Here is a 26407-nt window from a genome sequence, read left to right on the forward strand (position 1 = left end):
AGACACCGGGAGCGAACGCCCCGGGGCGCTCAGGCCACCTCGACCGCGCCGACCGCCCGCCCGCGACCGCTGGTCTTGGCCTCGAACAACGCCCGGTCGGCGCGTTCTACGGCTTCCGCCGGCCGCATCCCCGCCTTGGGGGTGACCACGACGTGACCGACGCTGATGGTCAGACGCGCTCCGGGCGCTTCCGGGTTCGGCAGTTCGAGCGCCTCGATCCGCTCGCACAGGCGCTGCGCGAAGCGCGCCGCCGGCTCGCGGGCCATGCCGCTGGCCAGCACCACGAATTCCTCGCCACCGTAGCGGGCCAGGACGTCGGAGCCGCGCTGGAAGATCTCCGCGAGGCGCTGTGCCACCTGCACAAGCGCCCGATCGCCGGCGGGATGGCCGAAGGCGTCGTTGTAGTGCTTGAAGTGGTCGATGTCGATGAAGAAGAGCGCGATCGGATCGGCGTTGCGCGCGGCGAACTCCCAGAGCACGGCCAGCCGCTCATCGAAGTGGCGCCGATTGTAGATGCCCGTCAGCGCATCGAGCGCCACCAGCTTCTCCAGTTCGGCGTTGGCGGTGGCCAGGTCGCGCGTCTTGGAACGCAGTTCACGTTCCAGCAGCACGCGCTGGGTCACGTCCTTGTGGATGCCGATGTAATGGGTCAGGGTCCCGTCGGCCTCGTAGATCGGCGAGATGCTGACCTCGTTCCAGAAACGGCTGCCGTCGCGCCGGCGGCTCGCGAACGTCGCTTCGCAGCCGTCCCCGTCGTCGAGAACCGTGCGTGCGGCATCCGCGGACGCATCTTCGGCGGGCCGCATGATGCCGCAGGGATGGCCGACCAGCCTGTCCAGCGGGTAGCCGGTCATGCGCTCGAAGGCGGGATTGGCGAAGATGATCGGCAGGTCGCTCCGGCGCGCGTCGGTGATGGTGATGCCATCCCGCGAGTCCATGACAGCCTGCTTGAGCAGCTCGAGATTGATCATCCAGTAGCGTTCCTTGCCTATCGGCTGCCCATGAAACCATGTCGTGCCGCTCGCCGCCATCCCGGCCACTACCTAGACGCGCCGCGTCACCCGCCGTAGCGGCAGTCACGGCACCGGCATCGCACCCGTCGCCTGCGACAGGATAAGCTCGGCCCCGCACCCTATTCTGACCGGAGGAAACATGTCACAGGATAACTGCTGTTCCATCGCGCCCTATTTCGAAGTGCCGGCGGACCGCATGGACGAGTTCCAGACCCTGGTGGATCAGTTCGTCGAGGCGACGCGCAACGAACCCGCATGCCTGTACTACGGCTTTCTGTTCGACGGCAACACGGCGACCTGTCGCGAGGGCTACGACGACGCCGACGGCGTGCTCGCCCATCTGGACAACGTCGGCGAACTCTTCGCCAAGGCCCAGACCGTCGCCCGCCTGGTGCGCATGGAAGTCCACGGCCCCAAGGCCGAACTGGATCGGCTGCGCGAACCCTTGTCCGGCCTCGACGTGGACTTCTACGAGCTGGCCGAAGGCTTTCGTAACCCGCCGAGCTAGCACGGGCGCCCGGTGGGTCGTCCCGGCGGGGCGCGACTGGCCGGGCGCAACGCGTCAGGAGCCGGTTGTCGCCATCGAACGGCCCGCCGGCTCGCCTCCGGCCGGCCTACCGGCGACGGCCGTCGGGCCGATGGGCGGCGCAGTCTCGCCGCAACGGCGCTCGGCCGCGCTCGGCCGCGCTCGGCCGCGCTCGGCTTCGTGACACGGCGTCGGGCGCGCGACGGTCGGCGCCGTACGGGCCCGGGGCGACACGGACGATCGGCGTGATGATGCGGTAGACTTCTGACAATACCTCTGGTCAGATGCGTGATCGGAGACCGCGCAGACAACCCATCGTCAAGACACCCGCCATGCCGACACCCGCCCTGCCGCCGCGCCTCGAGGCCGCCGCCGCCCGCGGCCTGCTCAATCTGCCGGCGCCGATGCTGCGCCTGCTCGCCGGCACGCCCATCGTGCGCGACGGTCAGACCCTCGACGTCCAGACCCAGCTGCTGCTGCGCCTGCAGCGGCTGCAGGGCAACGCGGCGCTCGGCGGTCGCGACCCGGCCCACGAGCGCCGGGTTATGGACGCCCAGTGCCGCCTGCTGGAGCCGAGGGCCGTCGGGGCGATCCAGACGCGCGCCGTGCGCCTTTCGGGCGGCGCGGGCCCGATCGACGGTCGCCTCTACCGCCCGGACGGTGCCCCCGCCCGGGCGCCGGCGCTCGTCTTCTACCACGGCGGCGGTTTCGTGATCGGCTCGCTCGACTCGCACGACGGCATCTGCCGGGCGCTTGCGGCGCGCGCGGGCTGCGTGGTGGTCTCGGTGGCCTACCGCCTGGCCCCCGAGCATCCGGCACCGGCCGCCGTCGAGGACGCGGTGGCGGCATTCCGCGATATCGCCCACCGCGCCGACAGCCTCGGCCTCGATCCGACACGGCTGGCCGTCGGCGGCGACAGCGCCGGCGGCAATCTCGCGACGGTGGTCGCCCAGCAGACGGCCGACGACGACATCGCCCCGGCCTTCCAGCTCCTGTTCTACCCGGCGGTCGACTTCGCCGAGGACCGCGAGTCGGTGCGGACCTTCGCGCGCGGCTTCCTGCTCGAGAAGGCCTCCATGGATTGGTTCCACGGACACTACATACCGGCGTCGATGGACAATGGCGACCCGCGCGTATCGCCGATTCACGGTCGGCTCGCCGACCTGGCCCCGGCCCACATCATCACCGGCGGCTTCGATCCGCTGCGTGACGAGGGCGAAGCCTATGCCGCCGCCCTCGCCGCGGCCGGCACGAAAGCGACCCACCGCCGGCTGCCGAGCATGATCCACGGTTTTCTCAACTTCGCCGGCGCGGTGCGTGGGGCCGACGCCGCGATAACGCGCGCAGCGCAGGTCCTAGCCGAGGCTCTGCGCTGACGCCGACGCGGATCGACACGCCACGGCGTCCCCTCGCTGCGAGCGCCGCATCGCGCCGGCATGGCATATTGACGGGTACCGCGCGACACGAAGACAGGCTGATCGCCGGCTTCCGGAAAAGCCCGAGCCAACGATCTTCGGATGGCCACGCGGCACATCGCGCGCGCCGGAAGGAGCAGGCATGCCGATGGAGCGACCATGGATACCAAACCCCCGATTCCACCCTTCGACGAGGCCAGCGCGCTGCGCAAGGTGCGGCTGGCCGAGGATGCCTGGAACACCCGCGATCCCGAGGCGATCGCCGCCGTGTACACCCCGGACACCAGCTGGCGCAATCGGGTCGAATTCCCGCAGGGCCGTGCGGAGGTCATCGCCTTTCTGCAGCGCAAGTGGCGCCGCGAGCTCGACTATCGCCTGATCAAGGAACTCTGGGCCCATCGGGACGACCGACTGGCCGTCCGATTCGCCTACGAATGGCATGACGACAGCGGCCAGTGGTACCGGGCCTACGGCAACGAGAACTGGGCGTTCGACGCACAGGGTCTGATGCACACACGGTTGGCGAGCATCAACGACCTGCCCATCAGGGCCAGCGACCGTCTGTTCTTCTGGCCACAGGGCCGTCGTCCCGACGATCACCCGTCGCTGAGCGCGCTCGGGCTCTGAACGAGCACGATCGGCTGTCCGGCCGCCGCCTACGACGCGTCCCCGAACGCCGGGCGCCTGCGTTCGACGCCGCGCGCATCGACTGGAGCGCGGTCGTGTTCACGCGGCTCGCCGACGCACCAGGACCACCGGATCCGGGCAACGTCGATCGGGGCGGGACGAACGCCTTCAGCCGCCGCCCTGTTCCTCGAGCCCGTAGCCCTGACGGAGCTCTTCCGGATCGATCTCGCCGTTGTCGTCGGCATCCAGCTGATCGAAGTACGGCGTCATCGCCGCCTGATACTCCTCCAGCGATATGCCCCCGCTGTCGTCCCGGTCGAGGTTGTCGATCCAGCGCTCGCGCGCGGCCTCGCGGGCGCGCCGGACCGCGGGACTCGACGTGTCGCCCTCGATGGCCGCCTGGGCCGGCTCGAGCTCCTCGCGCGTGATCGTGCCGTCGCCGTCGGTGTCCATCCGGCGAAACGAGGCGACCTGGGCGTCCATCGCCTCCTGGCGGCTGATGACGCCATCGTCGTTGGCATCCAGCGCGTCGATGCCGCCGCGCGGCCCCTGCGCTGCAGCGGTACCGGCCAGGCCGGCAAGGAGCAGCGCGCCGATGACATATCCGGTCGGAGACGCATTCGTGTTCATTGCTTGATCCCGTGTCTGCATGATCGCGGCCGACGCCGCACTCGGGTCTTGGGCAGCGTCGATGCGGCTGCGTTCGCTTGAAACGGCCGAAAAAGCGCGATCCGGCACCGGGCGCATCCCACCCCGCCGCCGCGTCTTCAGAATCGGCCGTGGCCGTTCTCGTCCTCCGAGTCGGGATAATCGAAGACCACGTCGGGGGCATCCGCGCGAAGCTCGGTGATCGCGACCGGCCGGCCGGCGGCGTCGAAGCGCACGTGCCCGATGCCCGAGCCGTTGACGAGCCGCTCGCCGCGCTCGGCCGGTGAAGGCCGTCTCGGCACGATGCGCATGCGGCGACGCTTGGTGAACCAGTTCAGCGGCGAATACGGCGCATACAGCCAGCGGTTGAGGCGATCGAACCAGTCCAGCAGCGTGCGCGGAAACTCGTTCTTGACGCCGGAACTCGTGATCTGCCAGATGCGCTGGCGCATCGCAGAGAATCGCAGCGTGACGTCGTAAACAAACGAATAGTGCACATCGCCGGACAGGATCGTGAACGTGCGCGGCGTGCCCCGGTGACGAAAGATGTTGAGCAGCGTATGCGCCGCGCCGCGGTGGGCCATCCAGTTCTCCGCATCCACCATCAGCGGCTTGCCGAAAAAGGTAAACACGCGCTGGATATTCTCGATCAGCTTCACGCCGAAGATCGGGGCGGGTGAGACCATGACCACCGCATCGCGGCCGAGCAACCGGCCCTGCATCTCGCTGAGGGCCTCCCAGTCCATCAGCCCGGAGGGTCGGGTGGGCTGGCGCTGGCGCCGCCACCGCCGCGTGCGCGTGTCGAGCACCACGACCGCGGGCTCGGTGTCGAGGGTGAAGTGCCACTGGTCAAAGGACAGCAGCCGATCGATCAATGCGTCCTGGCTGGCCCCGTCGCGCCGTGCGATGAAGTGATCGACCTGGTCGAGCACCCCGTCGTCGAAGGCCTCCGGGCGATTGCCCCAGCCCTGGCAGAGCAGATAGGCGATCAGCGCGTTGCCGATGATCCGGCATGAGAACGGGTGGCCATAGGCGCTGTCCATCCACTCGCCGGTGAGGTTCCAGTCGTCGGTGATGTCGTGATCGTCGAAGATCATCGCGGTCGGCAGATTCGCCATCAGTCGGCGCGCGGCCGGCAGTTCTGCCACGAAGCGCTCGATGACCGGCCGTTCCGCATCGTAGGTCGCATTCTCGTCGCCCTGGAGTTCCGGACGCGTGAAGGTCAGGCCTCGCCACGGCGCGTCCGACCAGCACAGCAGATACATGGCCAGGACTTCGGCCAACGTGATCAGGTGATTGCCGGCCGTAGCCGAAGTGAACACGGGCTTGCGCGTGCCGCCGAAGAACCGGTCCCGCAGGTCGCGGGTGGTCTTTTCCATCGGCAGCAGTTCCTCGCGCTGGTAGTAGCAGTATTCGCAGGCGTACAGCGCTTCGCTGTCCGGCAGGGTCGCGCCGGCGAGCGTCTCCGACCACAGACCGAGCCGTGCGATCAGGGCATGGATCGCCCGGAGCATCGGCCCGGCCACGTCGTCGGCATAGATCTGATCCCCGGTCAGCAGGAGCACCGAAGGCCACTCCGCGGTATCATCGCGCTGCGCGCCGAGCCAGCGATCGGCGCGCGCCATGCCGTCGCCGGAATCGTGATGCGGTCGCCGGCAGGAGCCGTGCAGCAGGTTCGTCAGCCGGGGGCGGATGGCGAATCGCGGCCGCCGCTCGCCCGGATAGCACAGCCCCGGTTCGGCCGCGGCCAGCGAGGTCCGCGCGGCGCCGAGTTCGAGGTCGTAGCCGATGGGGACGTCGACCGGCAGCGGCGGGACCGCGTGTGCCGCCAGATCGACATCGATCAGCTGAATCCAGGCGTGCCTGCCGATGCGCACGCCCCGGGTGGCCGCGGCCAGCGGTATGCGCGCGGCGGGCTCCTGGGCGCGACCGTCATCGTCGGGATACAGCGCCAGCGTGAGCGGCATGTCGCGGCTCGTCACGAGCCACAACACGACGCGCTCCGGTTCGGCGCGGCGCACTATCGGGCCCGCGAGAACAGCGGGCAGGCCATCGGTAGGGGCAATCATCGCGCGATTGTACGTCGGCGGCCGGCCGCCGGCATGCCCCATGACGTCGATGCGGCTTGACCCGGGCTGTCAACGCATCAAAAATAAGCCTTAGCTAATTTTTGATGCGCGAGCCGAAGACTGTCGTTCGAGCCCGCCGCGTCCGGACCCAACACCACCCCTTGATGCAATACGAACGACCACGACATCGCCGTTGCCCGAGAGCGGTTCCGGCGTGACGCAGTCACGTGCCGCCGCCGATGCCGCCGTGGATCCGCTGCCCGGCGAGAACGCCACCGCGCGCGCCGCGGAAGCCGCTTTGGCCGGCCGACAGCGCGGCCTGCGGCGATTCCTGCCCTTCCTCGGGCCGGCCTTCATCGCATCCGTGGCCTATATCGACCCCGGCAACTTCGCCACCAATATCCAGGCCGGTTCCAGCTACGGCTACATGCTGCTCTGGGTCGTCGCCGTGTCGAATCTCATGGCGGTGCTCATACAGTCCATGTCGGCCAAGCTCGGCATCGCCACCGGCCGCAATCTGCCGGAACTCTCGCGTGAACGCTTTCCAAGACCGGTGACGATCGGGCTGTGGATCCAGGCCGAGATCATCGCGATCGCGACCGATCTGGCCGAATTCATCGGCGGCGCGCTTGGCCTGTATCTGCTGTTCGGGATCCCGCTGTTTCCGGCGGCGGTGATCACCGGGGTGTTCTCATTCGGGCTGCTGGAACTCCAGCGCCGCGGCTTTCGCCCGCTGGAGGCCGGTATCTCCGCCCTGCTCGGTGTCGTCGTCGCGGCGTTTGCCTACGAGGTCTGGATCGCGCGCCCGGACGGCGGCGACCTGCTGACCGGATTGTTCGTGCCGCGGCTGGCGGGCACCGACAGCCTGTTGCTGGCCGCCGGCATTCTCGGCGCCACGGTCATGCCGCACGTCATCTATCTGCATTCGGCGCTGACCCAGCGACGCGTCGTGGGCCGCGACGCTGCCCAGCGGCGCCTCATCTTCCACTTCGAGCTGATCGACATCCTCATCGCCATGGGCCTGGCCGGGCTCATCAACGGCGCCATGCTGGTGATGGCCGCGGGCCTGTTCTTCGGCGCGGTCGAGCCGGTCTCCACGCTCGAGGGCGCCTTCGCGCATCTGGAGGCCGTGTCCGGCTCGCTGGCGGCCACGCTGTTCGGCATCGGCCTGCTGGCCAGCGGTTTCTCGAGCTCGTCGGTCGGCACGATGAGCGGGCAGATCGTGATGCAGGGCTACATCAACCGCCGCATCCCGATATTCCTGCGACGGCTGATCACCATGGGCCCGGCCCTGCTGATTCTGGCGCTCGGCGTGGATGCGACCACGGCACTGGTCATGAGCCAGGTCGTGCTGTCCTTCGGCATCCCGTTCGCACTGATTCCGCTGCTGATCTTCTGCTCGGATCGGGAACTCATGGGCACGCTCGTCAATCGCCGCGCGACGTCAATCGCGGCCTGGACCGTAGCCGGCCTCATCATCGGTCTGAACGTGTTTCTGCTCTACCGCACGCTGTTCGGTATCTGAAGCGCCCAGTCTCAGCCGCGTCTCTGCCACAGTGCGAGGCGGATGGTCGCCAGCATGCCCAGCGCCGTGAGCGTGCCGACCATGGCTGCCACGCCGGGCCAGCCGTAGCGCGACCAGACCACCCCGCCGAGCGCGCCGACGATGCTCGATCCCAGGTAATAGGCCAGCAGATACAGCCCGGCGGCCTGGCCCTTGCCGGCTCCCGCGAGCGGACCGACCCAGCCGCTGGCCACCGAGTGGCCCGCGAAAAAGCCCACGGTGACCAGAGCGATCCCCGCCACGATGAACGGCAGCGACGCCGGCAGCATCAGCAGCAAGCCGAGGCTCATGACCGACAGCGCGGCCACCAGTACGGGCGCACGCCCGTAGCGATCGGCCAGGCGCCCGAACAGCGCCGAAGCCGCGATCCCCAGCAGATAGACCACGAAGATCGCGCCGATCGCGCTCTGGCTCAGCCCGAACGGCGGCGCCGCCAGCCGATAGCCGATGTAGTTGTAGACCGTGACGAACGCGCCCATGAGGATGAAGCCGCAGGCGAACAGCCACGGCAGTGCCGGGTGGCGCAGATGGCGGGCGATCGGCTCGAAGTGCTCCGACAGCGCGAGCCCGCGCCGGGCCCGGAAATGACGCGACGGCGGCAGCAGCAGGATGAACACCGCGGCACAGAACAGCCCCAGCCCGCCGATCATCGCCATCGACGCGCGCCAGCCGCCGATATCGGCGACCACGCCGGCGAGCACGCGCCCGGACATCCCGCCGAAGGCGCTGCCGCCGATATACAGGCCCATGGCGAAGCCGAGATCGCCGGCCCGCATCTCCTCCGACAGATAGGCCATCGCCAGCGCCGGCACGCCGCCGAGCGCGATCCCTTCGAGGGCGCGCGCGGCCAGCAGGGCATGCCATCCGGGCGAGAACGCGGCCGCGATCGACAGGCCGGCCGAGATCAGCAGGGAGGCGGCCATCATCCGTTTGCGATCGATCGCCTCGGACATCAGCCCGGCCACGAACAGCGTCAGAGCGAGCACGCCCGTGGTCAGCGACAGCGACAGGCTGCTCTCGGCCGGGGAGACGCCGAAAGTCTGCGAAAACAGGGGCATCAGCGCCTGTACGCTGTACAGCGACGAGAATGTCGCGAAACCGGCGGCGAACAGCGCGACCAGCGCACGCCGCGCGCCCGGTGTGCCGCGGGCCAGACCGGTACCGTCGCGTGAAGCCTCATTCATCGCCGAATTATCGCATGCACCCGCTCGCGGGCGGCCCGTCGCGACCCGATTCTGAAAATCGATGCCGCACACGGCTGGCCGGGGGCCGATCTATGCCCGATAATGCGCGCGTTTTCCTCCGACCCCCGCGGCCCACACTTTATGATCGATAATCTTCGCAATATCGCGATCATCGCCCACGTCGACCACGGCAAGACCACGCTCGTCGACTGCCTGCTCCGCCAGTCCGGTACCTTCGAGGCGCGCGACGACGTCGCCGACCGGATCATGGATTCCAACGATCTGGAAAAAGAGCGCGGCATCACGATCACCTCCAAGAATACGGCGATCGAGTGGCGCGACCCGGATGCCGACGATGTCTATCACATCAATATCGTCGACACCCCCGGCCACGCCGACTTCGGCGGCGAGGTCGAGCGCGTGCTGTCGATGGTCGACTCGGTGCTGCTGTTGGTCGATGCGGTGGATGGTCCGATGCCCCAGACCCGGTTCGTCACCGGCAAGGCCTTCGAGCTCGGTCTGAACCCGATCGTGGTCATCAACAAGATCGACCGCGATGGTGCACGCCCCGACTGGGTGCTCAACGAAACCTTCGACCTGTTCGATTCGCTCGGCGCGACCGAGGATCAGCTCGACTTCCCAGTCGTCTATACCTCGGCGATCGGCGGCTATGCCGGCATGGACGAGGACGTGCGCGATGGCGACATGCTGCCGCTGTTCCGGACCATCACCCAGAACGTGGCGGCACCGCCGGTAAACCTGGACGGGCCGTTCCAGATGCAGATCACCACGCTGGACTACAACAGCTTTGTCGGCCAGATCGGCATCGGGCGGATCGCCCGCGGCATGATCAAGCCGGCCACCAACATCACCATCGTCGATCGCGAAGGCGGCACTCGCAACGCTCGCGTGGCCAGCGTTTTCGGCTTTCTCGGCCTGAACCGCGTCGAGGTGGACGAGGCCCGGGCCGGCGATATCGTCGCCATCACCGGCATGAACGACCTCGACATCTCGGATACGCTCTGCGATCCGCGGCAGCCGGAATCGCTGCCGCGCCTGACGGTGGACGAGCCGACCATGAGCATGACCTTTGAGGTCAACAAGTCGCCCATGGCCGGCAAGGAAGGCAATTATCTGACCTCCCGCCAGATCCGGGAGCGTCTGGAGCGGGAGCTCAAGTCCAACGTCGCGCTGCGCGTGGAGGAAGGCGGCGACGCGGACCGTTTCAAGGTGTCCGGGCGCGGCCTGTTGCATCTGTCGGTACTGATCGAGACGATGCGGCGCGAGGGCTATGAGCTGTCCGTGTCGCGCCCGGAAGTCGTCACCCGGGAAGTCGATGGCGAACTCCAGGAGCCCTACGAGTTGTTGATGTGTGACGTCGAGGACGATCATCAGGGCCCGGTGATCGAAAATATCCAGCAACGCCGCGGCCAGATGCAAAACCTGGTCCCGGACGGCAAGGGCCGCACGCGCATCGAATTCATCATCCCCTCGCGCGGGCTGATCGGTTTCCAGACTGAGTTCATGAGCCTGACCTCGGGCACCGGCATCGTCACGCATGTGTTCGATCACTACGGCAAGATCGGCAACGCCGCGATCGGCCAGCGCAACAAGGGCGTGCTGATCGCCAATGCCCCAGGCAAGGCCGTGGCGTTCGCGATCTTCAATCTGCAGGGCCGCGGCGAGATGATGATCGCCCCCAACGACGAGATCTACGAAGGTATGGTCGTGGGCATCCACTCGCGCGAGAACGACCTGACCGTCAACGTCCAGAAGGCCAAGCAGCTCACCAACGTGCGCGCCGCCGGGACCGACGAGAACATCCAGCTCACGCCGGCCACGCGAATGACGCTCGAACAGGCCCTGGAGTTCATCAACGACGATGAGCTGGTCGAGGTTACGCCCAGCGCCGTCCGCGTGCGCAAGCGCTGGCTCAAGGAGCACGAGCGCAAGAAGGCCGGCCGCGCCAACGGCTGACTCGCCGCCTTGTGCGAGGCGGCCGCCGGCTTCACGGGTCGGCGGTCGCCGGCCGTTTCCGTTCCGATCGATCGAGGGGTTTGCCCATGTCCCGCAACAGCCGTTCCCGTCTGATCGTCCGTACTGCTCGGCTCGCCGACATTCCGGCGATCAACCGCGTCGTCCAGCGCACCTATCCGAATCTGGACGATTACACCTACGATGAACTGCGCGGCCAGATCAACAACTTCCCCGAAGGCCAGCTCGTCGCGGTCTACGAGGACACGGTGGTCGGCTACTGCGCCACGCTGTGCCTGCCCGAGGAGCAGGTCATGCGCCCGCATACCTGGGCCAAGATCACCGGCAACGGCTACGGCTCGACCCACGACACCGACGGCGACTATCTCTACGGCTACGAGATCTGCGTCGATCCCGGCTATCGCGGCCTGCGCATCGGCCAGCGGCTGTATCGGGAGCGCGAGGCGCTCTGCGTCAAGCTCGGCCTCAAGGGCATCGTGTTCTCCGGCCGTCTGCCGGGCCTCAGGCGGCGCTTCAAGCAGTTTGGCAGCGCGGAGGCCTACGTCGAGGCGGTCAAGGACAAGCAGATCCGCGACTCGGTGCTGTCCTTCCAGCTCGGCCAGGGCTACGAGCTGCTCGGCGTGATGCCCAACTACCTGCCGCCGGACGTGGCCTCCATGGGCTACGGCGCGCACCTGCTGTGGCGCAACCCCGAATACAAGTATCGCGAGGACGTCGCCGGCGACTCGCACGTGCACCTGCAGCGCCCGGCCACCGTGCGCATCGCGGTCGTGCAGTACATGCAGCGGGCGATCGACTCCTTCGACGAATTCGCCCAGATCGTGACCTACTTCGTTCAGGAGACCGCCGACGCCAAGGCCGACTTCGTGGTGTTTCCGGAGTTGTTCACGGTCCAGCTGCTCTCGATCAAGAACGAGGAGCTGCGCCACCGCGCCGCGATCCAGCGACTGGCGGATTTCGTGGACGAGTTCCGCGAGCTGATGGCCTCGCTGGCCGTCAAGTACAACATCAACATCATCGCCGGCTCGCACCCGACCTGGGTCGGCGACGATCTGCAGAACATCGGCTACATCTACCTGCGCGACGGCTCCGAGTACCAGCAGCCCAAGATCCACCCGACGCCCGGCGAACGCCACTACTGGAACATCGTGGGCGGCGACTCGCTCAACGCCATCGAGACCGACTGCGGCCCCATCGGCGTGCTCGTCTGCTACGACAGCGAGTTTCCCGAGCTGTCGCGGCATCTAGTCGACCAGGGCATCAACATGCTATTCGTGCCGTTCTCCACCGAGGACCGCAACGGCTACCTGCGGGTACGCTATTCGGCCCACGCCCGCGCGGTGGAGAACCAGATCTACGTCGCCACCGCCGGCAACACCGGCAACCTGCCGCGCGTCCACGCCATGGACCTGCACTACGCCCAGTCCGCGATCGTCACCCCCTGCGACTTCGCCTTCGCCCGCGACGGCATCGCCGCCGACACCACCCCGAACGTGGAGATGGTCGCGATCGCCGACGTGCGCCTCGACGTGCTCGCCGACGCCCGCACCACGGGGTCGGTACAGAACATGCTCGATCGCCGGCACGACCTCTACCATGTGCAGTGGAAGCCGCGCCGGCGGGCGGTCAAGGGCGCCAAGGCCCGCTGAGGCGGCCGGCCCGCACCCCGCTTCCGGCACACGAGGCAGCCGTATGAACGAACTCGACACCCATGCGCGTGACGCCGCCGTGCGGGCTCTGGCCGATGCGCGGCGCATACTCGCGCTCACCGGCGCCGGCATCTCGGCGGAGTCCGGCATCCCGACCTTCCGCGAGGCGCAGACGGGCCTGTGGGCGCGGTTCTCGCCTGAGGATCTGGCCACACCGGAGGCCTTCGCCTGCGATCCGGAACGGGTCTGGGGCTGGTATCGCTGGCGGCGGACGCTGATCGCCCGCGGCGGCGTCAACGCCGGCCACGAGGCACTCGCCGCGCTCGAACGCCACCGGGATGTGCGGATCGCGACCCAGAACGTCGACGGCCTGCACGCCGCGGCCGGCAGTTCCGACATCGCCGAACTGCACGGCAACATCTGGCGCGAGCGCTGCAGCGCCTGTGCCGCGAACACCACCACCGCCGTGGCGCCGGCCGACGAGGACGCGCCACTGCCGGCCTGCTCGCGCTGCGGCGCGCCGACACGGCCGGATATCGTCTGGTTCGGCGAAATGCTCCCGGCCGACGCCCTGGCCCGGGCCGAACAGGGGCTCAACGAGGCCGACTGCGTGCTCGTCGTGGGCACCTCCAATCGCGTCTATCCGGCCGCCGCGCTGGTCGAGACGGCGATCGCCGGGCCGGCGACAGTGATCGAGGTCAACCCCGAGGCCACGCCGGTGTCGACCGCCGTCGATGTCGCCCTGCGCGCCTCCGCGAGCCACGCCCTGCCCGCGCTGGTCGCCGCGCTCGACGCCGCGCCCGCGCGCCGATAGTCTGAGCGTATTCGGAAAACACGTCGTTTCGCCATAGTGGATACGGGCGACGATCGCCAAAGGAGCCGGGAATGACGCGTCGGGTCGTGTTCAATCAGAAAGGCGGCGTGGGCAAGACCACGCTGCTGTGCAATCTCGCGGCCATTGCGGCCGCCCGCGGCCGGCGCACGCTGGTGATCGATCTCGACGCCCAGTGCAACGCCAGCCAGTACCTGCTGTCCTCCGACGGCCGCCAGGCCGAGGCCGGCAGCGCGGACTTCTTCGAGGCCACGCTGACCCGCGGCCGTCGCAGCGGCGGTCTCGGCGACTACGTCACGCCCACCCCGTTCGACAATCTCTCGGTGATGGCCGCGCATCCCGATCTGGAGGCGCTGCGGGTCAAACTCGAGGCCAAGCACAAGATCTACAAGCTGCGGCAATCGTTGGACCAGCTCCAGGAGTTCGACGCGATCTTCATCGATACCCCGCCGGCGCTGAATTTCTATTCCCAGTCGGCGCTGATCGCCGCCGATCGCTGCCTTGTGCCCTTCGACTGCGACGATTTCGCGCGTCAGGCGCTCTATTCGCTGTTCGACAACATCCACGAGATCCAGGACGACCACAACCCCGACCTCGTCATCGACGGCATCGTCGTCAACCAGTTCCAGCCGCGGGCGCGGCTGCCGGCCCGCATGCTCGAGGAACTGCGCGCCGAGGGCCATCCGCTGATCGACACCCGCATCACCGCCTCGGTGAAGGTGCGCGAGTCGCACGATGCCTCGGTTCCGCTGATCCATTACGCGCCGAAGCACAAGGTCACCGAGCAGCTGATCGCCCTCTATGAGCGCCTCGACTAGCCGGCGACGGATCCGTCCGCCGCCGGCAGGCATCGCCAGCCGCCCGGCGCGCGTAGTCTGATCATGCGACTGCGGGCCTCTCACATCGGAATGGCGCTGTGCCTGCTGGCCCTCGGCCTGCTCGCCGCGGGCGGCGTGCTCGCGCAGAACGACGGCGCCTACGACGCGGCCAAGAACGAGACCACCGCCGTACAGGAGATCGCGATCGACGGTGCCATCGGCCCGGCGACCAGCGACTATATCCGCGGCGCGCTGACCGACGCGGCGGCCGCTGGCGCGCCGCTGGTCATCCTGCGGCTGGATACGCCGGGCGGACTCGACGGCGCCATGCGCGAGATCGTGCAGGCGGTTCTCGCCTCGCCGGTGCCGGTGGCAGCCTACGTCGGCCCCGCCGGCGCGCGGGCTGCCAGCGCCGGCACCTACATCCTCTATGCCAGCCACGTGGCGGCCATGGCGCCGGCCACCAATCTCGGCGCGGCCACGCCGGTCAGCATGGGCGGCGACAGCCCGGCCGCGCCCGAGGGCGACTCGGACGGCGAGACCCGCGATGGCGACAGCGAGGCCGATCGGAACGACGCCGACGAGGAAACGACCTCGCCGCCGGAAACGGCCGACAACGCCACCGCCAAGCGCCGCAAGGTAGTCAACGATGCGGTGGCCTACATCCGCAGTCTGGCCGAGCGCCGCGACCGCAACGCCGACTGGGCCGAACGTGCGGTCCGCGAGGGCGTGAGCCTGTCCGCCGAGGCCGCGCTGGAAGCCGGTGTGGTGGAACACGTCGTGCCGGCCAGCCGCGCGCTGCTGGCCGCCATCGACGGCACCTCGGTCGAAACCCGCAGCGGCACCCGCCGCCTCGCGGTCGCCGATCGCGCGATCGAGGTCCGGGAGCCGGGCTGGCGTACCCGCTTCCTGTCGATCATCACCCAGCCGACCGTGGCCTACCTGCTGTTCATGATCGGCATCTACGGCCTGATTCTGGAGGCGCTCAACCCGGGCGCGACGGTTCCGGGCGTGGTCGGCGGCATCAGTCTGCTCTGTGCGCTGTTCGCCTTCCAGATCCTGCCCGTCAACTACGCGGGGCTGGCACTGATCGTGCTCGGCATCGGTCTGATCGTGGCCGAAGCCTTCGCGCCGAGTTTCGGCATGCTGGGGCTGGGCGGCATGGCCGCCTTCGTATTCGGATCGATCATGCTCATGGACACGGACGTACCCGGCTACGAGATTCCGCTCGGCCTGATCGGGGGCCTGGCCACCGCGAGCGCGCTGCTCCTGCTGCTGATCGTGGTCATGTTCATGCGCTCGCGCCGGCAGCGGGTGCATACCGGTCGCGAGGGCCTGATCGGCACCCGCTGCGTGGCACTGGAGGATTTCGACGGCGAGGGCCGCGTCCGGCTCCAGGGCGAATCCTGGCTCGCCGTCTGCGCCACCCCCGTCGTCCGCGAGCAGACGCTCGTCGTGACCGCGGTCGACGGGCTCACGGTTACCGTGGAGCCCGCGACCGACCGCACTTTCGCAAACCAGTCGCCGGTCGAGAACCGGCACGGAGTCGACCCATGATGCTCAACTTCGGTGCAGCGATCCTCGTTCTGATCGCCATCTTCCTGTTCGCGGCCATCAAGATACTGCCCGAGTACGAGCGCGGCGTGATGTTCACGCTCGGGCGCATGACGGGCGTCAAGGGGCCGGGCCTCTTCCTGGTCATCCCGTTCATCCAGAAGATGATCAAGGTGGACATGCGCGTGGTGGTGCTCGACGTGCCGCCGCAGGACGTCATCTCGCGCGACAACGTCTCGGTGCGGGTCAACGCCGTGGTCTATTTCCGCGTCATCGAGGCCGACAAGGCGATCGTGGAGGTCGAGCATTTCTATGACGCCGTCAGCCAGCTCGCCCAGACCACGCTGCGCAGCGTGCTCGGCAAGCACGAGCTCGACGAGATGCTCGCCGAACGCGACAAGCTCAACGCCGACATCCAGGAGATTCTCGACCGGCATACCGACGCCTGGGGCCTGAAGGTCGCCAACGTCGAGATCAAGCAGGTCGATCTCGACGAGAGCATGACCCGTGCGATCGCCCGTCAGGCCGAGGCCGAGCGCGCCCGCCGGGCCAAGGTCATCAACGCCGAGGGCGAGATGCAGGCCGCCGAGAACCTGCGCGGCGCGGCCGAGCAGCTCGCGCGCGAACCGCAGGCGTTGCAGCTGCGCTATCTGCAGACGCTGGTCGACATCGCAGGCGAGAACAACTCCACCATCGTCTTCCCCCTGCCGATGGACCTGATCCGGCCGCTCATGGATCTGGGCGATGCGTTCAACGCGACCGGCGGCCCGGACGAAGCGAACCGCACGACCCCGACGAATGGGACCGAAACCGACGCCGATCGCGGGCCGGGCGGGTAGCGCCGACGCCGGACGTCGGGCCACGCCCGTCCCGGCCGCCGCCAGTCATCGGGGCGGCTCGTGCTCTAGCCGCCGGCGCAGCGGCCGTCGTCGCCGGCCTCGAGCGTCGCGAGCCGATCGAGCAGACCGTAGAGCATGCCGGCGGTCGCCCCCCAGATGTGGTTGTCGGCGTAGTCGATGGAATACACGCGATAGCGCCGCCCGCCGCGCTCGATCGGCTCGCGCCGGAAATGGCGGTGGTCGAGCGCGTACTCGAGCGGGACGCCGAACAGCCGTGCCACTTCCATCTCGTCAGGCGCCACTTCGGCCGCCGCCAGCGGGTCCACCCAGCCGACGTACGGGCGGATCGCGAACGAGGTCACCGTGCGGTATTCCGGCAGCTCGCCGAGAATCTCGACGTGGTGCGGCGCCAGCCCGATCTCTTCCTGCGCTTCGCGCAGCGCGGCGGCCCTGGCGTCGGCGTCGAAGGCCTCGACCCGGCCGCCGGGAAAACTGATCTGGCCGGGGTGGTGGCGCAGCGCCGCGCTGCGCTGGGTGAACCAGATGAACGGTTCGGGTGCGGCCACCACCGGGATCAGCACGGCCGCAGCGTGGGCCGCGCTGCGCTCGCCGGTCAAGCCGGGGTGGTCGCCGCCCACGGCCGCCGGGGGCGCGCCCTCCAGCGCCCGGCGCAGACGCGACCGCCATGCGGTGTCGTTGTCGCGCTCGGGGATCGCGGCGTCATCCATCCGCGTGCTGCTTTTTAAGCTGCTCGGCATAGGCCTTGGCCAGTGCCTGGAAACGCGGCGTCAGGCCGGCATCGGCATACATCGGGTCGCCCTCCTCGTCGTAGGCCGCAATCTCGTCGCCGGGCTGATAGGAGAAGGAGCTGGTCAGCTCGTCCAATGCCGCGGCCAACAGGTCCGTGAGAATCCGTTCCCGCGTGAGGCCGGGGAACAGATCGCAGAGCGCGGCGATCTTGGCCGCATCATAGAGGGGCAGACGAATCTCGTAGGTCTCGTCGGTCCGCACCTCGCTGGCATTGGACTGCCACTGTGCCACGAGTTCATTGACTTTCATTACACCACCCGTTTTGTGTCGATCGACGGCGATTTCCGGTATTACGTTACGCAATCTTCATGCGCACGAACAGCATCTTCACGCCCTTTTCGGCGCGCGTTGACCCGCCCGGGGGTGCCTGCTAGCTTGACGCCACCGTTCACCCCGAGCGACCCATGGCCAAGCGCGAAAAGACCTGGAGTCTCAAGGAAATCGACACGGCCCGCGGCGACACCAAGGGCACCGCGTTCCGCGCCTTCAAGCAGCTCAAGGACAGTTTCGACGAAGGCCGGGACTTCTATTATCTGAGTTCCGATCAGGACGCCCGCGAGATCGAGCAGCTGCGCCGCAGCGGTCGCATCTACGAGACCACGGTCAACGCCATCCTGCTGACCGAAGCCGGCTACAGCTCCGTGCTCGACTATCTGGACGGCTGAGCCGCCCACCGGCGCCTTCGCTAGACGGCCGCGATGCCCTCCTCGAGCGCGCCCTGATCGTCGGCGAAGCGTCGGATACCCTCGGCGAGTTTCTCGCCGGCCATGGCATCCGCGGCCATCGCCCACTCGAAACCCGCGCGATTGAGCCGCGTCAGCGGCACGTCGGTCGGCCGCCGGATCAGGCCGTCGGCCGCCGCGCTCTCCAGCCCGGCGAGCTCTTCGAGCAGCGCCGGCGAGATGGTCATCAGGTCGGCTCCCGCCAGCGCCAGGATCTGGTCGCGGCTGCGAAAGCTCGCGGCCATGACCTGAGTGGGATAGCCGTAGCTTCTGGCGTAGGCGTCGATCGCGCGCACGCTGGCCACGCCCGGATCGTCCGCCGGAGCGTAACTCTCGACCCCCTCCGCCTTCTTGTACCAGTCGGTGATGCGCCCGACGAACGGCGAGATCAGCGTCACCCCCGCGTCAAAGCAGACCTGGGCCTGGGCCAGCGAGAAGATCAGCGTCATGTTGCAGGCGATGCCCTCGGCCTCGAGCACCCGCGCGGCCTCGATGCCGGGCCAGGTGCTGGCGATCTTGATGAGAATGCGATCCGCCGGCACGCCGAGGGCCGCGTAGTCGGCGATCAGCGCGCGCGCCTTGGCCACGGTGGCGTCCGTGTCGAACGACAGCCGGGCGTCGACCTCCGTCGAGACATAGCGCGGCACGACCCGCGTCAGCTCGCGCCCGAACAGCGTCATCACCCGCTCCGCCCGGGTGACGCCGGCGACCGGCGGGCCCGCCAGCGCCTCGTCCACGACATGGCGATAGCGCGGGTCGCGCGAGGCCTGCAGCACCAGGCTGGGATTGGTGGTCGCATCGGTCGGTTCGAACGCGCGGATGGTCTCGAAGTCGCCGCTATCGGCCACAATCGTGGTGCGCGCGCGCAATGCATCCAGTGCGGTCTCGGCGGCGGCGGTGGTTGCTGCGGTATCGGCCATGGGGTGCCCTGTGCTGGGGTTCAAACGTGCATTCAACGCCATTGTGCCCGCCAATGGCCATTGGCCAAACGGCGTACGGTCGCTCAACATGCCGCCGATTCTCCCAACCAGCGCCTGAATCGGACATGAGCGAGCCTCGCCTGACGCCCGCGACGATGCGGCGAACCGTCGTGGGCCGGAACGCGCCCACCGTCGCCACCCCGAGCGGCGGCACCGCGCCGGCCGGTGATCGCACGAGTCGGCCCACGCCGTCGGATGCGCGGGTCGGCGCGCTCCGTCTCGGCAGGTCGGTATTTCACGCTTCGTGCGCTCGTCATGCGCCCCTGGACCGTGCTCGGCCACGCGTCGGCAGCATCACAGCCACCACGCGAACCGAATGAACGCGGCCGTCGTGTGGTTCGCCGAATCCGACGATGATCGCGCGTGCGCACGGACACTGGCCATTCCGACGGTCGAGACCGTGCCGGACACCGGTTTCTATCTGCAGTCGCACGATGCGGGGCTCACGCTCTGCAACGCCGATGCCGCGCGCCGCGACCGCGGCCTGCGGCTGGACCTGTGCGACGGCGAGGTCGAAAGACGCGCCGCGGGCGGACGCCGCTCGCCGCTCGCCCGTGCCATCGGCCTCCAGCGCCGCCCCGGACAGCGGGTGCTCGACGCCACCTGCGGCCTGGGCCGCGACAGCGCCACGCTGGCCGCGATCGGCTGTCGTGTGAGCGCGCTCGAGCGCAGCCCCCTGCTCTACGCGCTGCTCGAGGACGCGCGTCGCCGTGCCGCGATCGACCCGCCGGCCTGGCTGGCGCACTGGCCGACGCTCGTGCACGCCGACGCCACGGCCTGGCTCGCCGGCGTCGATCCGGGCGCGTTCGACGTCGTCTACATCGATCCCATGTTCGAGGCGCCGCGGCGCAAGGCGCGGCCCCAGAAGGCGCTGGACTGGCTCCACCGCCTGCTCGGCGCCGACACCGACGCCGCCCACCTGCTTGCCTCAGCGCGGGACATGGCCGTACGGCGTTGCGTGGTCAAGCAGCACGCCCGCGCCGAACCACTGGCGCCTGCTGATCTTTCATTCGGTTCCAAATCCGTGCGTTACGATGTCTATCTCACACCGAATCGAGATCACTAGAGCGCCTCGAACGACTTCAGGTAACGCTTGAAGTTTGCCACGTAACGTTCCGCTCCCTGGCGCAGTCTGTCGATCTCCGCGGCTTCGAGCTCGCGTTTGACGCGCCCGGGTACGCCGATGACCATGCTGTTGTCCGGAATCGTCTTGCCCTCCGGCACCAGCGCGCCCGCGCCGATCAGGCAGTTGCGACCAACGGTCGCACCGTTGAGCACCACCGCCTTGATGCCGACGAGGCTGTTGTCGCCGATCGTGCAGCCGTGGAGCATCGCCTGGTGGCCCACCGTGACCCCCACGCCGATATGCAGCGGGTAGCCGGGATCGGTGTGCAGCACGCTGGCATCCTGCACGTTGCTGCCCTCGCCGACGACGATCTCCTCGTTGTCGCCGCGCAGGACCGCGTTGAACCAGACGCTGGCCTCGTGCGCCAGCCGGACACGGCCGAGCACGGTGGCATTGTCGGCGACGAAGAAGGCGCCGGCTTCGGGCGTGACGGGCGCCCGATCGTCGAGTCGATACAGCATGACCTCTCCCTATGATTGTGAATGCGTCGCGCGTGCCGGCTTTCGGGCGACGTCATCGCGGACGTACACCGGCAGTGCCCGAAACGCCGGCACGCCGTCGCCCGCGGCCAGCGCGACCGCGGCCAGACGCGCGATATCCGCGGCGTGCGGTGCCTCGGCAGCCACCGCGTAGTGGCCCGCGGACAGACCGCGGGCCGCGGCGAGCAGCGGCCAGCCGTTGCCGGCGCGCGCGATGGCGGACGGATCCGCATCGAGACGCGCGGGTTCGATCACGCGCTCGTCACCGACGGCCGAGGGCCCGGATTCGCCGCGGCTGAAATCGCCGACGTAGACCTCGCCCATGCGGGCGTCCTGGACCACACGCACCGCGTCGGCGCTATCGCCGGCAAAGGCCTGCGCGGCGAGCGCCGCGAGCGTGGAGATCGGCACCACCGGTCGGTCGAGACCGGCCGCCAGGCCCTGGATCAGACCGGCGGCGATCCGCAGCCCGGTGAAGGCGCCGGGCCCGCGACCGAAGGCCAGGCCGTCGAGCGCGGCCAGCGGCCAGCCGGCCTCGGCGAGCAGACGCTCGGCCGCCGGCAGCAGCCGCCGGGCGTGGGCCTGCGGCGCAACTTCGAAGTGCTCGCGCACGTCTGCGGGCGCGTTACTGTCGAACAGCGCGACCGAGAGCGCCTGGGTCGAGGCATCGAGAGCCAGCAGCTTCATGCCGGACTCAGGGCGTCCAGAAAGGCGCAGGCCGCATTGCGATCGCGGGTGACCGGCATCGGCGGCAGGCTCTTGCGCACGATCGGCCCGTAGCGGGCAGTGAACAGGCGCGGATCGCAGATCGCCAGCACGCCGCGGTCGTCGGCGTCGCGGATCAGCCGGCCCACGCCCTGCTTGAGCGCGATCACCGCCTGCGGCAGCTGGTAGTCCATGAACGGGTTCTCGCCGGCCTCCTTCATCGCCGTGAAGCGTGCGGCCAGCACCGGGTCGGCGGGCGAGGCGAACGGCAGGCGGTCGATGATCACCAGGCGCAGGGCGTGGCCGCGCACGTCCACGCCCTCCCAGAAGCTGCTGGTCGCGACCAGCACGGCACCGGCATCGGCGCGAAAATCCTCGAGCAGCGCCGCGCGCGGCGCACTGCCCTGGATCAGCGGCTCGAACCCGGCCCGCGTGAGCGCCTCACCGTAGTGGGCCACCGCCCGGTAGCTGGTACAGAGCACGAACGCCCCGCCCTCGGCTGCGGCGACCAGTGCGCGGATCTCCTCGATCGCAGCGGCGTCGAAGTCCGGGGTGCCCGGCGCCGGCATCCGCGGCGGCGCGTAGAGCAGCGCATTGTTCTCGTAGTCGAAGGGACTGGGCAGGACACGACGCTCGATCTCGCCGAGACCCAGCCGGTGGCAGAAATAGTCCAGGTCGTTGTTGACGGCCAGCGTCGCCGAGGTGAACACCCAGGCGCCCGGATACGCCTCGATCGCGCGTGCGAACGGCGTGGCCACGTCCAGCGGCGTGCTGTGCCAGATCCAGCCGCGGCCGCGTTTCTCCAGCCAGCTGACCTGCCCGGTCTCGGGCGCGCTCACGGCGGTCAGACGGGCGGCCAGATCCGCACAGCGACGCGTCAGTGCCTTGAGGCGATCACTGCGGTCGGCGGCCGGCTCGAGCAGCCCCTTCAGCGTATCGAGCGCGGTCTGCAACGCGGCCACGGCCTCGCGGATCGCCGGCGTGTCGAGCGCCTCCCAGCTGCGGCTGCCGCTGTCCGTGCCCAACGCGGCCGCGAACGCGCTCTCGGCGTCGCCGACGTCGCCCAGCGCCTGCCGGGCCGAGGGCATGTCGCCGCCGAGCGTGTCCAGCTCCGCAACGCCGTCGCGCACCAGATCGGCCAGCTGGCGCCCGGACAGCGCCTGCCCGAAGAAACGCCCGGCGATGTCGGGCAGCTTGTGCGCCTCGTCCAGAACCACGGCGTCCGCGCCGGGCAGCACTTCCCCGAAACCGCTTTCACGCAGCGTCAGGTCGGCGAACAGCAGGTAGTGGTTGACGATGACCAGATCCGCGGCCTGGGCTTCGCGGCGCGCCGCGACGACCCAGCACTGATCGTAGAGCGGGCACTCCTGGCCCAGGCAGTTGTCGGTGGTCGAGGTGATGCGCGGCCAGAGCGCGTCGCCGTCGCCGATGTCGCCGAACTCGCCCAGATCACCGGTCTTCGTGCGCGCTGCCCAGTCGCGCACCGCCCGCAATTTGGGGGCCAGATAGAGGTCGCCGCTGGCTTCGGTCAGGTTCAGACGATGCAGGCACAGATAGTTCGCGCGGCCCTTGAGCACCGTGGAGCGCACCCGCCGGCCCAGCACCGTCTCGGCCAGCGGCACGTCCTTCTCGTCGAGCTGGCTCTGGAGGTAGCGCGTGGCGGTGGACACGATCACCTTGCGACGCGAGGCCAGCGCCGGCAGCAGATACGCCAGCGTCTTGCCGGTACCGGTACCCGCCTCGACCACGAGCCGGCCACCCTCGTCGATCGCCTGGCCGACCGCGGCGGCCATTTCGGCCTGCCCGGCACGCGCGGCGTAGCCCGGCAGGCTCTCGCGCAGGCTCGCGTCGTCCTCGAACAGGGCGGCGCCGGCCGCCGCCGTCATCGACCCAACTGCTGACTGGCGCTGCGGTATTCGTCGGCGCGTGCGCGTGCGTCGCGCGCGCCGTTGCCATCGCCCGTGCTCTGGCGGGCCTCGGCGATCAGGCGCCAGTTGTCGGCGCGCACGAACGGATTGTTACCGGCGACGCTGTTGGACTTGCGCGCCATCGCCTCGGCCTGGCCGGCCTGATCCTGAGCCAGACGCACGCTGGCCAGACGCTGGTAGATGAATGGGTTGCGCGGCTCCAGGTCCAGCGCCCGCTCGAGCGTGGCGGCCGCCATCTCCATGTGGCCGCCCCGGGCCAGCGTCTCCGCCCGGCCGAGCAGCGAGAGCACGGCCGGACTGCTGGCCTCTTGGGCGCTGCGCGGCGGCATCTCGGCCGGCGGCTGCTGGGGCGGACTCGGCGGCTGCCGATCCGGTTCCGGCTCGCGGTCCGGCTCGCTCGGCGGCTCGGGCGGTGCCGGCTCGGCCGGCCCCTCCGGCGGCGGGAAATCGGTCCGTTGCAGATTCGCGCAGCCGGCCAGCGCCAGCAGCGCCACAAGTATGGCGATTCGCTTGAAGATGATCATCGGAACAGTCGTTGCAGCCAGTTGCCTTCTTCTTCGTTGCGCCGGCGTTCGGCGTTGTCCTGCATGATATCGCTATCACAGTCGGAAAGCCCGTCGGGAACGTAACCGCGGATGAACGGCACCGCCACGGTATCGCCGCAGCCGCGCGCGCCGCGACCGCCGCTCGGATCGAAATTCAGGCGCAGCGGCACGGTCACCACGCCTTCCGGCGGCGTGTCGATGATGCCGCGCGGCTCGATATCGGCCATGATCCGCGACCAGAGCGGCAGCGCCCCGGTGGCGCCGGTAAGCTCGGCCGAACGGTTGTCGTCGCGACCGACCCAGACCACGGCCAGGCGATTGGCCGAGAAGCCGGCGAACCAGCTGTCGCGCAGATCGTTCGTCGTCCCCGTCTTGCCGGCCACCTGCAGATCGTTCGGGAGCACGTCGTAGGCCGCGGCACCGGTGCCGTGACGCGCCACGCGCTGGAGAATCCAGTCGGTGAGATAGACCGGTGCCTCGTCGACCGCCCGCTCGATCTCCAGGGGATAGCGGTTCAGCGGCTCGCCGTCGCTGGTGGTCACGGCCCGAATGGACAGCAGCGGCGTGTAGTAGCCGCCGGCGGCGAGCGTGTTGTAGATCTGGGCGACCTCGAACGGCGCCATGTTGACGGCCCCAAGCGCCAGTGACGGCACGGCCAGCGGATCGCCGGTGTAGCCGAGCCTACCCAGGGTGTCGATGACGTTCGGGATACCGAGTTCCAGCGCCAGCCGCGACGTGGACAGGTTGTAGCTGTGGGTGAGCGCGTAGTGCAGCGGGACGCTGTCGCCGTGGCTTCGCCGCGAGTAGTTTTCAGGACGCCAGGTATCGCCGTTGGGCAGTTCGACCGCCAGCGCACTGTCGTCCAGCGGCGTGACGAGGCTGTACTCGTCGGGCCGCGAGAGCGCGGTGAGATAGACCACCGGCTTCATCAGCGAACCGATCTGCCGCTTGGCGTCCAGCGCCCGGTTGAAGCCGGCCATGCCGCCGTCGCGACCGCCCACCAGCGCGAGCACGCGGCCGCCTTCCACGCTGGTCACCACGGCCGCGGCCTGCAGGCTGTCACCCTCGATGCCTCGCGCGGTCTCCACCCGATCGAGGCCGTCGGCCACCCGGGCCTCGGTGGTCGACTGCACGCCCGGGTCGAGCGTGGTGAAGATGCGCAGCCCCTCCTCGGTCAGATCCTCGTCGGCATACTGGCCATGGAGCTGACGCCGCACCAGGTCGATGAACGCCGGATACTGCGTGGTGCTGTGCACGCTGCGCGCGGCCACGCCGAGCTCGGCCTCCTTGGCGGCCCGCCAGGCGTCATCCTCGAGAAAACCGGCGTCGTGGAACATGTCGAGCACCAGATCACGCCGGTTCCGGGCGCGCTCGGGATGACGACGCGGATCGTAGTAGCTCGGCCCCTTGACCATCGCCACCAGCAGCGCGATCTCCTGCGGCTGGAGTTCCTGGATCGGCTTCTGGAAATAGAAATAGCTGGCGAGTCCGAAGCCGTGGATGGCACGTCCCCCGTCCTGGCCCAGATAGACCTCGTTGAGATAGGCCTCGAGGATCTCGGGCTTGGAATAATGCGCATCCAGCAAAATCGCCATCAGCGCTTCCTTGGCCTTGCGCACGAACGTCTGCTGGTTGTCGAGATAGAAGTTCTTGACCAGCTGCTGGGTGATGGTCGAACCGCCCTGCACAACCCGACCGGCACGCAGATTCGCCCAAGCCGCGCGCAGGATCGACTTAGGCGAGACGCCCCAGTGATTCATGAAGTCGCGGTCCTCGACCGTGATCAGGCCGGCAGGCAGCATCGGCGGGACTTCGCCCAGTTCGACGAGGATGCGGTCCTCGCCCTGGGTCGGATAGATGCTGCCCAGCAGCAGCGGATCGAGCCGGAGCAGCGCCAGGCTGCCGTCATCGTCGAGCGCGGACAGCCCGGCCACGCCGGAACCGTTGAAATTCAGGCGGATCTCGCGCGCGGCCTGCTCGCCATCCCAGAAGGTGAAGGCACGGGTGTGAATGTCCAGATGCCCGCCACCGGCGCTGTAGGTGCCCGGCTCCGGGATACCGCCGCTGGCCCGATAGCCCTGCCGCTGCAGGCGGGCCACGAGCGCGTCGCGGGCCAGATCCTGCCCCGCGTAGAGCTCGAGCGGACTCGCATAGACCTTGGCAGGCAGCGTCCAGCGCGTGCCCTCGAACTGGGCCCGCACCGCGGTGTCGAGCTGGACGGTGTACAGCGCGAGCACGGCCGCGCCGACACAGCACAGCAGAAAGACGTAAGGCAGCAGGCGGCGCAGAAAACCGCGCCGCTTGACGGGTGCCTTGCTGGAGGGCCGGCGGCCGGGGGTACGCTTTCTTGCGGCCAATTCAGCTTCCGCGCCAAACGAG

24 protein-coding genes are annotated in these 26407 nt (G+C 68.9%); 12 read left to right on the forward strand and 12 right to left on the reverse strand.

The genetic code is table 11. The features are described from left to right. Nucleotides 1–29 precede the first annotated feature (29 nt). Nucleotides 30–971, reverse strand: coding sequence for a GGDEF domain-containing protein (locus SAHL_RS16045; protein ID WP_184947777.1), 942 nt, complete (start codon nucleotides 969–971; stop codon nucleotides 30–32). A gap of 181 nt (nucleotides 972–1152) precedes the next feature. Here SAHL_RS16045 and SAHL_RS16050 point away from each other — a divergent pair, with 181 nt between their 5' ends. From SAHL_RS16050 to SAHL_RS16060, 3 genes are all read left to right on the forward strand, one after another. Further along, entirely contained in the window at nucleotides 1153–1521 is a 369-nt protein-coding gene (locus SAHL_RS16050; protein WP_123592429.1) for a putative quinol monooxygenase, read from the forward strand. A 350-nt stretch (nucleotides 1522–1871) separates the two neighbouring features. Continuing rightward, on the forward strand, nucleotides 1872–2915 hold the full coding sequence (locus SAHL_RS16055; RefSeq protein WP_123592430.1) for an alpha/beta hydrolase: 1044 nt from the start codon (nucleotides 1872–1874) through the stop codon (nucleotides 2913–2915). 198 nt (nucleotides 2916–3113) lie between these two features. After that, a complete protein-coding gene (locus SAHL_RS16060) occupies nucleotides 3114–3581 on the forward strand; it encodes a nuclear transport factor 2 family protein (RefSeq protein ID WP_123592431.1) in 468 nt (155 codons plus the stop codon). A gap of 168 nt (nucleotides 3582–3749) precedes the next feature. Here SAHL_RS16060 and SAHL_RS16065 read toward each other — a convergent pair whose 3' ends face one another. Together SAHL_RS16065 and SAHL_RS16070 are read right to left on the reverse strand one after the other, a co-directional pair. Beyond that, a complete protein-coding gene (locus tag SAHL_RS16065) occupies nucleotides 3750–4211 on the reverse strand; it encodes an EF-hand domain-containing protein (protein ID WP_184947779.1) in 462 nt (153 codons plus the stop codon). A gap of 137 nt (nucleotides 4212–4348) precedes the next feature. Next, on the reverse strand, nucleotides 4349–6298 hold the full coding sequence (locus SAHL_RS16070) for a metallophosphoesterase family protein (RefSeq protein WP_123592482.1): 1950 nt from the start codon (nucleotides 6296–6298) through the stop codon (nucleotides 4349–4351). Between the two features lie 214 nt (nucleotides 6299–6512). Here SAHL_RS16070 and SAHL_RS16075 point away from each other — a divergent pair, with 214 nt between their 5' ends. Next, nucleotides 6513–7823, forward strand: a complete 1311-nt coding sequence (locus SAHL_RS16075) for an Nramp family divalent metal transporter (protein ID WP_221178004.1) — start codon at nucleotides 6513–6515, stop codon at nucleotides 7821–7823. A gap of 11 nt (nucleotides 7824–7834) precedes the next feature. Here the strand turns inward: SAHL_RS16075 and SAHL_RS16080 are convergent, their stop codons facing one another. Further along, nucleotides 7835–9046 (reverse strand): MFS transporter, encoded by a 1212-nt coding sequence (locus SAHL_RS16080; RefSeq protein WP_123592433.1) that lies wholly within the window; start codon nucleotides 9044–9046, stop codon nucleotides 7835–7837. Nucleotides 9047–9187: 141 nt separating this feature from the next. Here SAHL_RS16080 and typA point away from each other — a divergent pair, with 141 nt between their 5' ends. From typA to SAHL_RS16110, 6 genes are all read left to right on the forward strand, one after another. Continuing rightward, on the forward strand, nucleotides 9188–11023 hold the full coding sequence (typA, locus tag SAHL_RS16085; RefSeq protein ID WP_123592434.1) for a translational GTPase TypA: 1836 nt from the start codon (nucleotides 9188–9190) through the stop codon (nucleotides 11021–11023). An 86-nt stretch (nucleotides 11024–11109) separates the two neighbouring features. Beyond that, nucleotides 11110–12690 (forward strand): bifunctional GNAT family N-acetyltransferase/carbon-nitrogen hydrolase family protein, encoded by a 1581-nt coding sequence (locus SAHL_RS16090; RefSeq protein ID WP_123592435.1) that lies wholly within the window; start codon nucleotides 11110–11112, stop codon nucleotides 12688–12690. A gap of 43 nt (nucleotides 12691–12733) precedes the next feature. Then, the gene (locus SAHL_RS16095) at nucleotides 12734–13504 is read left to right on the forward strand and encodes an SIR2 family NAD-dependent protein deacylase (protein WP_123592436.1); all 771 of its coding nucleotides are present in this window, start codon (nucleotides 12734–12736) and stop codon (nucleotides 13502–13504) included. A gap of 71 nt (nucleotides 13505–13575) precedes the next feature. After that, entirely contained in the window at nucleotides 13576–14340 is a 765-nt protein-coding gene (locus SAHL_RS16100; RefSeq protein WP_123592437.1) for a ParA family protein, read from the forward strand. Nucleotides 14341–14403: 63 nt separating this feature from the next. Continuing rightward, nucleotides 14404–15897 carry an NfeD family protein gene (locus SAHL_RS16105; RefSeq protein ID WP_245968582.1) on the forward strand — a complete coding sequence of 498 codons (1494 nt, stop codon included), beginning with the start codon at nucleotides 14404–14406 and terminating at the stop codon, nucleotides 15895–15897. Beyond that, nucleotides 15894–16733, forward strand: coding sequence for a slipin family protein (locus tag SAHL_RS16110; RefSeq protein ID WP_123592439.1), 840 nt, complete (start codon nucleotides 15894–15896; stop codon nucleotides 16731–16733). The genes SAHL_RS16105 and SAHL_RS16110 overlap by 4 nt, the downstream gene beginning before the upstream one ends. 65 nt (nucleotides 16734–16798) lie before the next feature. Here the strand turns inward: SAHL_RS16110 and SAHL_RS16115 are convergent, their stop codons facing one another. Continuing rightward, entirely contained in the window at nucleotides 16799–17461 is a 663-nt protein-coding gene (locus SAHL_RS16115; protein ID WP_123592440.1) for a CoA pyrophosphatase, read from the reverse strand. Further along, nucleotides 17454–17792 (reverse strand): type 1 pili tip component, encoded by a 339-nt coding sequence (locus tag SAHL_RS16120; protein ID WP_123592441.1) that lies wholly within the window; start codon nucleotides 17790–17792, stop codon nucleotides 17454–17456. Before SAHL_RS16120 ends, SAHL_RS16115 begins: the two co-directional genes overlap by 8 nt. A gap of 155 nt (nucleotides 17793–17947) precedes the next feature. On the opposite strand from SAHL_RS16120, the gene SAHL_RS16125 reads away from it, so the two are divergent. Beyond that, complete coding sequence (locus tag SAHL_RS16125) at nucleotides 17948–18208, forward strand: hypothetical protein (RefSeq protein ID WP_123592442.1); 261 nt, start codon at nucleotides 17948–17950, stop codon at nucleotides 18206–18208. Nucleotides 18209–18228: 20 nt separating this feature from the next. On the opposite strand, the gene SAHL_RS16130 is transcribed toward SAHL_RS16125, so the two are convergent. Then, nucleotides 18229–19185, reverse strand: coding sequence for a transaldolase family protein (locus SAHL_RS16130; protein WP_123592443.1), 957 nt, complete (start codon nucleotides 19183–19185; stop codon nucleotides 18229–18231). A gap of 376 nt (nucleotides 19186–19561) precedes the next feature. On the opposite strand from SAHL_RS16130, the gene SAHL_RS16135 reads away from it, so the two are divergent. Beyond that, nucleotides 19562–20311 carry a class I SAM-dependent methyltransferase gene (locus SAHL_RS16135; RefSeq protein ID WP_123592444.1) on the forward strand — a complete coding sequence of 250 codons (750 nt, stop codon included), beginning with the start codon at nucleotides 19562–19564 and terminating at the stop codon, nucleotides 20309–20311. Here the strand turns inward: SAHL_RS16135 and SAHL_RS16140 are convergent. From SAHL_RS16140 to mrcB, 5 genes are read right to left on the reverse strand one after another with little or no spacing between them, the layout of a single operon-like run. Continuing rightward, nucleotides 20308–20832, reverse strand: a complete 525-nt coding sequence (locus SAHL_RS16140; RefSeq protein WP_123592445.1) for a gamma carbonic anhydrase family protein — start codon at nucleotides 20830–20832, stop codon at nucleotides 20308–20310. The two genes, SAHL_RS16135 and SAHL_RS16140, sit on opposite strands and share 4 nt — an antisense overlap. Before the next feature lie 9 nt (nucleotides 20833–20841). Further along, the gene (tsaB, locus tag SAHL_RS16145; protein ID WP_123592446.1) at nucleotides 20842–21537 is read right to left on the reverse strand and encodes a tRNA (adenosine(37)-N6)-threonylcarbamoyltransferase complex dimerization subunit type 1 TsaB; all 696 of its coding nucleotides are present in this window, start codon (nucleotides 21535–21537) and stop codon (nucleotides 20842–20844) included. Next, nucleotides 21534–23441, reverse strand: coding sequence for an ATP-dependent DNA helicase (locus SAHL_RS16150; RefSeq protein WP_123592447.1), 1908 nt, complete (start codon nucleotides 23439–23441; stop codon nucleotides 21534–21536). Before SAHL_RS16150 ends, tsaB begins: the two co-directional genes overlap by 4 nt. Beyond that, complete coding sequence (locus tag SAHL_RS16155) at nucleotides 23438–24007, reverse strand: hypothetical protein (RefSeq protein WP_123592448.1); 570 nt, start codon at nucleotides 24005–24007, stop codon at nucleotides 23438–23440. Before SAHL_RS16155 ends, SAHL_RS16150 begins: the two co-directional genes overlap by 4 nt. After that, a complete protein-coding gene (gene mrcB, locus SAHL_RS16160; RefSeq protein WP_148045591.1) occupies nucleotides 24004–26385 on the reverse strand; it encodes a penicillin-binding protein 1B in 2382 nt (793 codons plus the stop codon). Before mrcB ends, SAHL_RS16155 begins: the two co-directional genes overlap by 4 nt. Between the last annotated feature and the right edge of the window lie 22 nt (nucleotides 26386–26407).

This window comes from Salinisphaera orenii subsp. halophila YIM 95161, assembly GCF_003732545.1.
Taxonomy (GTDB): domain Bacteria; phylum Pseudomonadota; class Gammaproteobacteria; order Nevskiales; family Salinisphaeraceae; genus Salinisphaera; species Salinisphaera orenii_A.

Bases quoted from the DNA above. Each gene is read 5' to 3' on its own strand.
- SAHL_RS16115 (WP_123592440.1), bottom strand. From the start codon at position 17,461: ATGGATGACGCCGCGATCCCCGAGCGCGACAACGACACCGCATGGCGG.
- SAHL_RS16120 (WP_123592441.1), bottom strand. From the start codon at position 17,792: ATGAAAGTCAATGAACTCGTGGCACAGTGGCAGTCCAATGCCAGCGAG.
- SAHL_RS16105 (WP_245968582.1), top strand. From the start codon at position 14,404: ATGCGACTGCGGGCCTCTCACATCGGAATGGCGCTGTGCCTGCTGGCC.
- SAHL_RS16055 (WP_123592430.1), top strand. From the start codon at position 1,872: ATGCCGACACCCGCCCTGCCGCCGCGCCTCGAGGCCGCCGCCGCCCGC.
- SAHL_RS16045 (WP_184947777.1), bottom strand. From the start codon at position 971: ATGATCAATCTCGAGCTGCTCAAGCAGGCTGTCATGGACTCGCGGGAT.
- SAHL_RS16070 (WP_123592482.1), bottom strand. From the start codon at position 6,298: ATGATTGCCCCTACCGATGGCCTGCCCGCTGTTCTCGCGGGCCCGATA.
- SAHL_RS16050 (WP_123592429.1), top strand. From the start codon at position 1,153: ATGTCACAGGATAACTGCTGTTCCATCGCGCCCTATTTCGAAGTGCCG.
- tsaB (WP_123592446.1), bottom strand. From the start codon at position 21,537: ATGAAGCTGCTGGCTCTCGATGCCTCGACCCAGGCGCTCTCGGTCGCG.
- SAHL_RS16100 (WP_123592437.1), top strand. From the start codon at position 13,576: ATGACGCGTCGGGTCGTGTTCAATCAGAAAGGCGGCGTGGGCAAGACC.
- SAHL_RS16095 (WP_123592436.1), top strand. From the start codon at position 12,734: ATGAACGAACTCGACACCCATGCGCGTGACGCCGCCGTGCGGGCTCTG.
- SAHL_RS16065 (WP_184947779.1), bottom strand. From the start codon at position 4,211: ATGAACACGAATGCGTCTCCGACCGGATATGTCATCGGCGCGCTGCTC.
- SAHL_RS16125 (WP_123592442.1), top strand. From the start codon at position 17,948: ATGGCCAAGCGCGAAAAGACCTGGAGTCTCAAGGAAATCGACACGGCC.
- SAHL_RS16080 (WP_123592433.1), bottom strand. From the start codon at position 9,046: ATGAATGAGGCTTCACGCGACGGTACCGGTCTGGCCCGCGGCACACCG.
- SAHL_RS16150 (WP_123592447.1), bottom strand. From the start codon at position 23,441: ATGACGGCGGCGGCCGGCGCCGCCCTGTTCGAGGACGACGCGAGCCTG.
- typA (WP_123592434.1), top strand. From the start codon at position 9,188: ATGATCGATAATCTTCGCAATATCGCGATCATCGCCCACGTCGACCAC.
- SAHL_RS16090 (WP_123592435.1), top strand. From the start codon at position 11,110: ATGTCCCGCAACAGCCGTTCCCGTCTGATCGTCCGTACTGCTCGGCTC.
- SAHL_RS16140 (WP_123592445.1), bottom strand. From the start codon at position 20,832: ATGCTGTATCGACTCGACGATCGGGCGCCCGTCACGCCCGAAGCCGGC.
- SAHL_RS16110 (WP_123592439.1), top strand. From the start codon at position 15,894: ATGATGCTCAACTTCGGTGCAGCGATCCTCGTTCTGATCGCCATCTTC.
- SAHL_RS16060 (WP_123592431.1), top strand. From the start codon at position 3,114: ATGGATACCAAACCCCCGATTCCACCCTTCGACGAGGCCAGCGCGCTG.
- SAHL_RS16135 (WP_123592444.1), top strand. From the start codon at position 19,562: ATGAACGCGGCCGTCGTGTGGTTCGCCGAATCCGACGATGATCGCGCG.
- SAHL_RS16155 (WP_123592448.1), bottom strand. From the start codon at position 24,007: ATGATCATCTTCAAGCGAATCGCCATACTTGTGGCGCTGCTGGCGCTG.
- SAHL_RS16130 (WP_123592443.1), bottom strand. From the start codon at position 19,185: ATGGCCGATACCGCAGCAACCACCGCCGCCGCCGAGACCGCACTGGAT.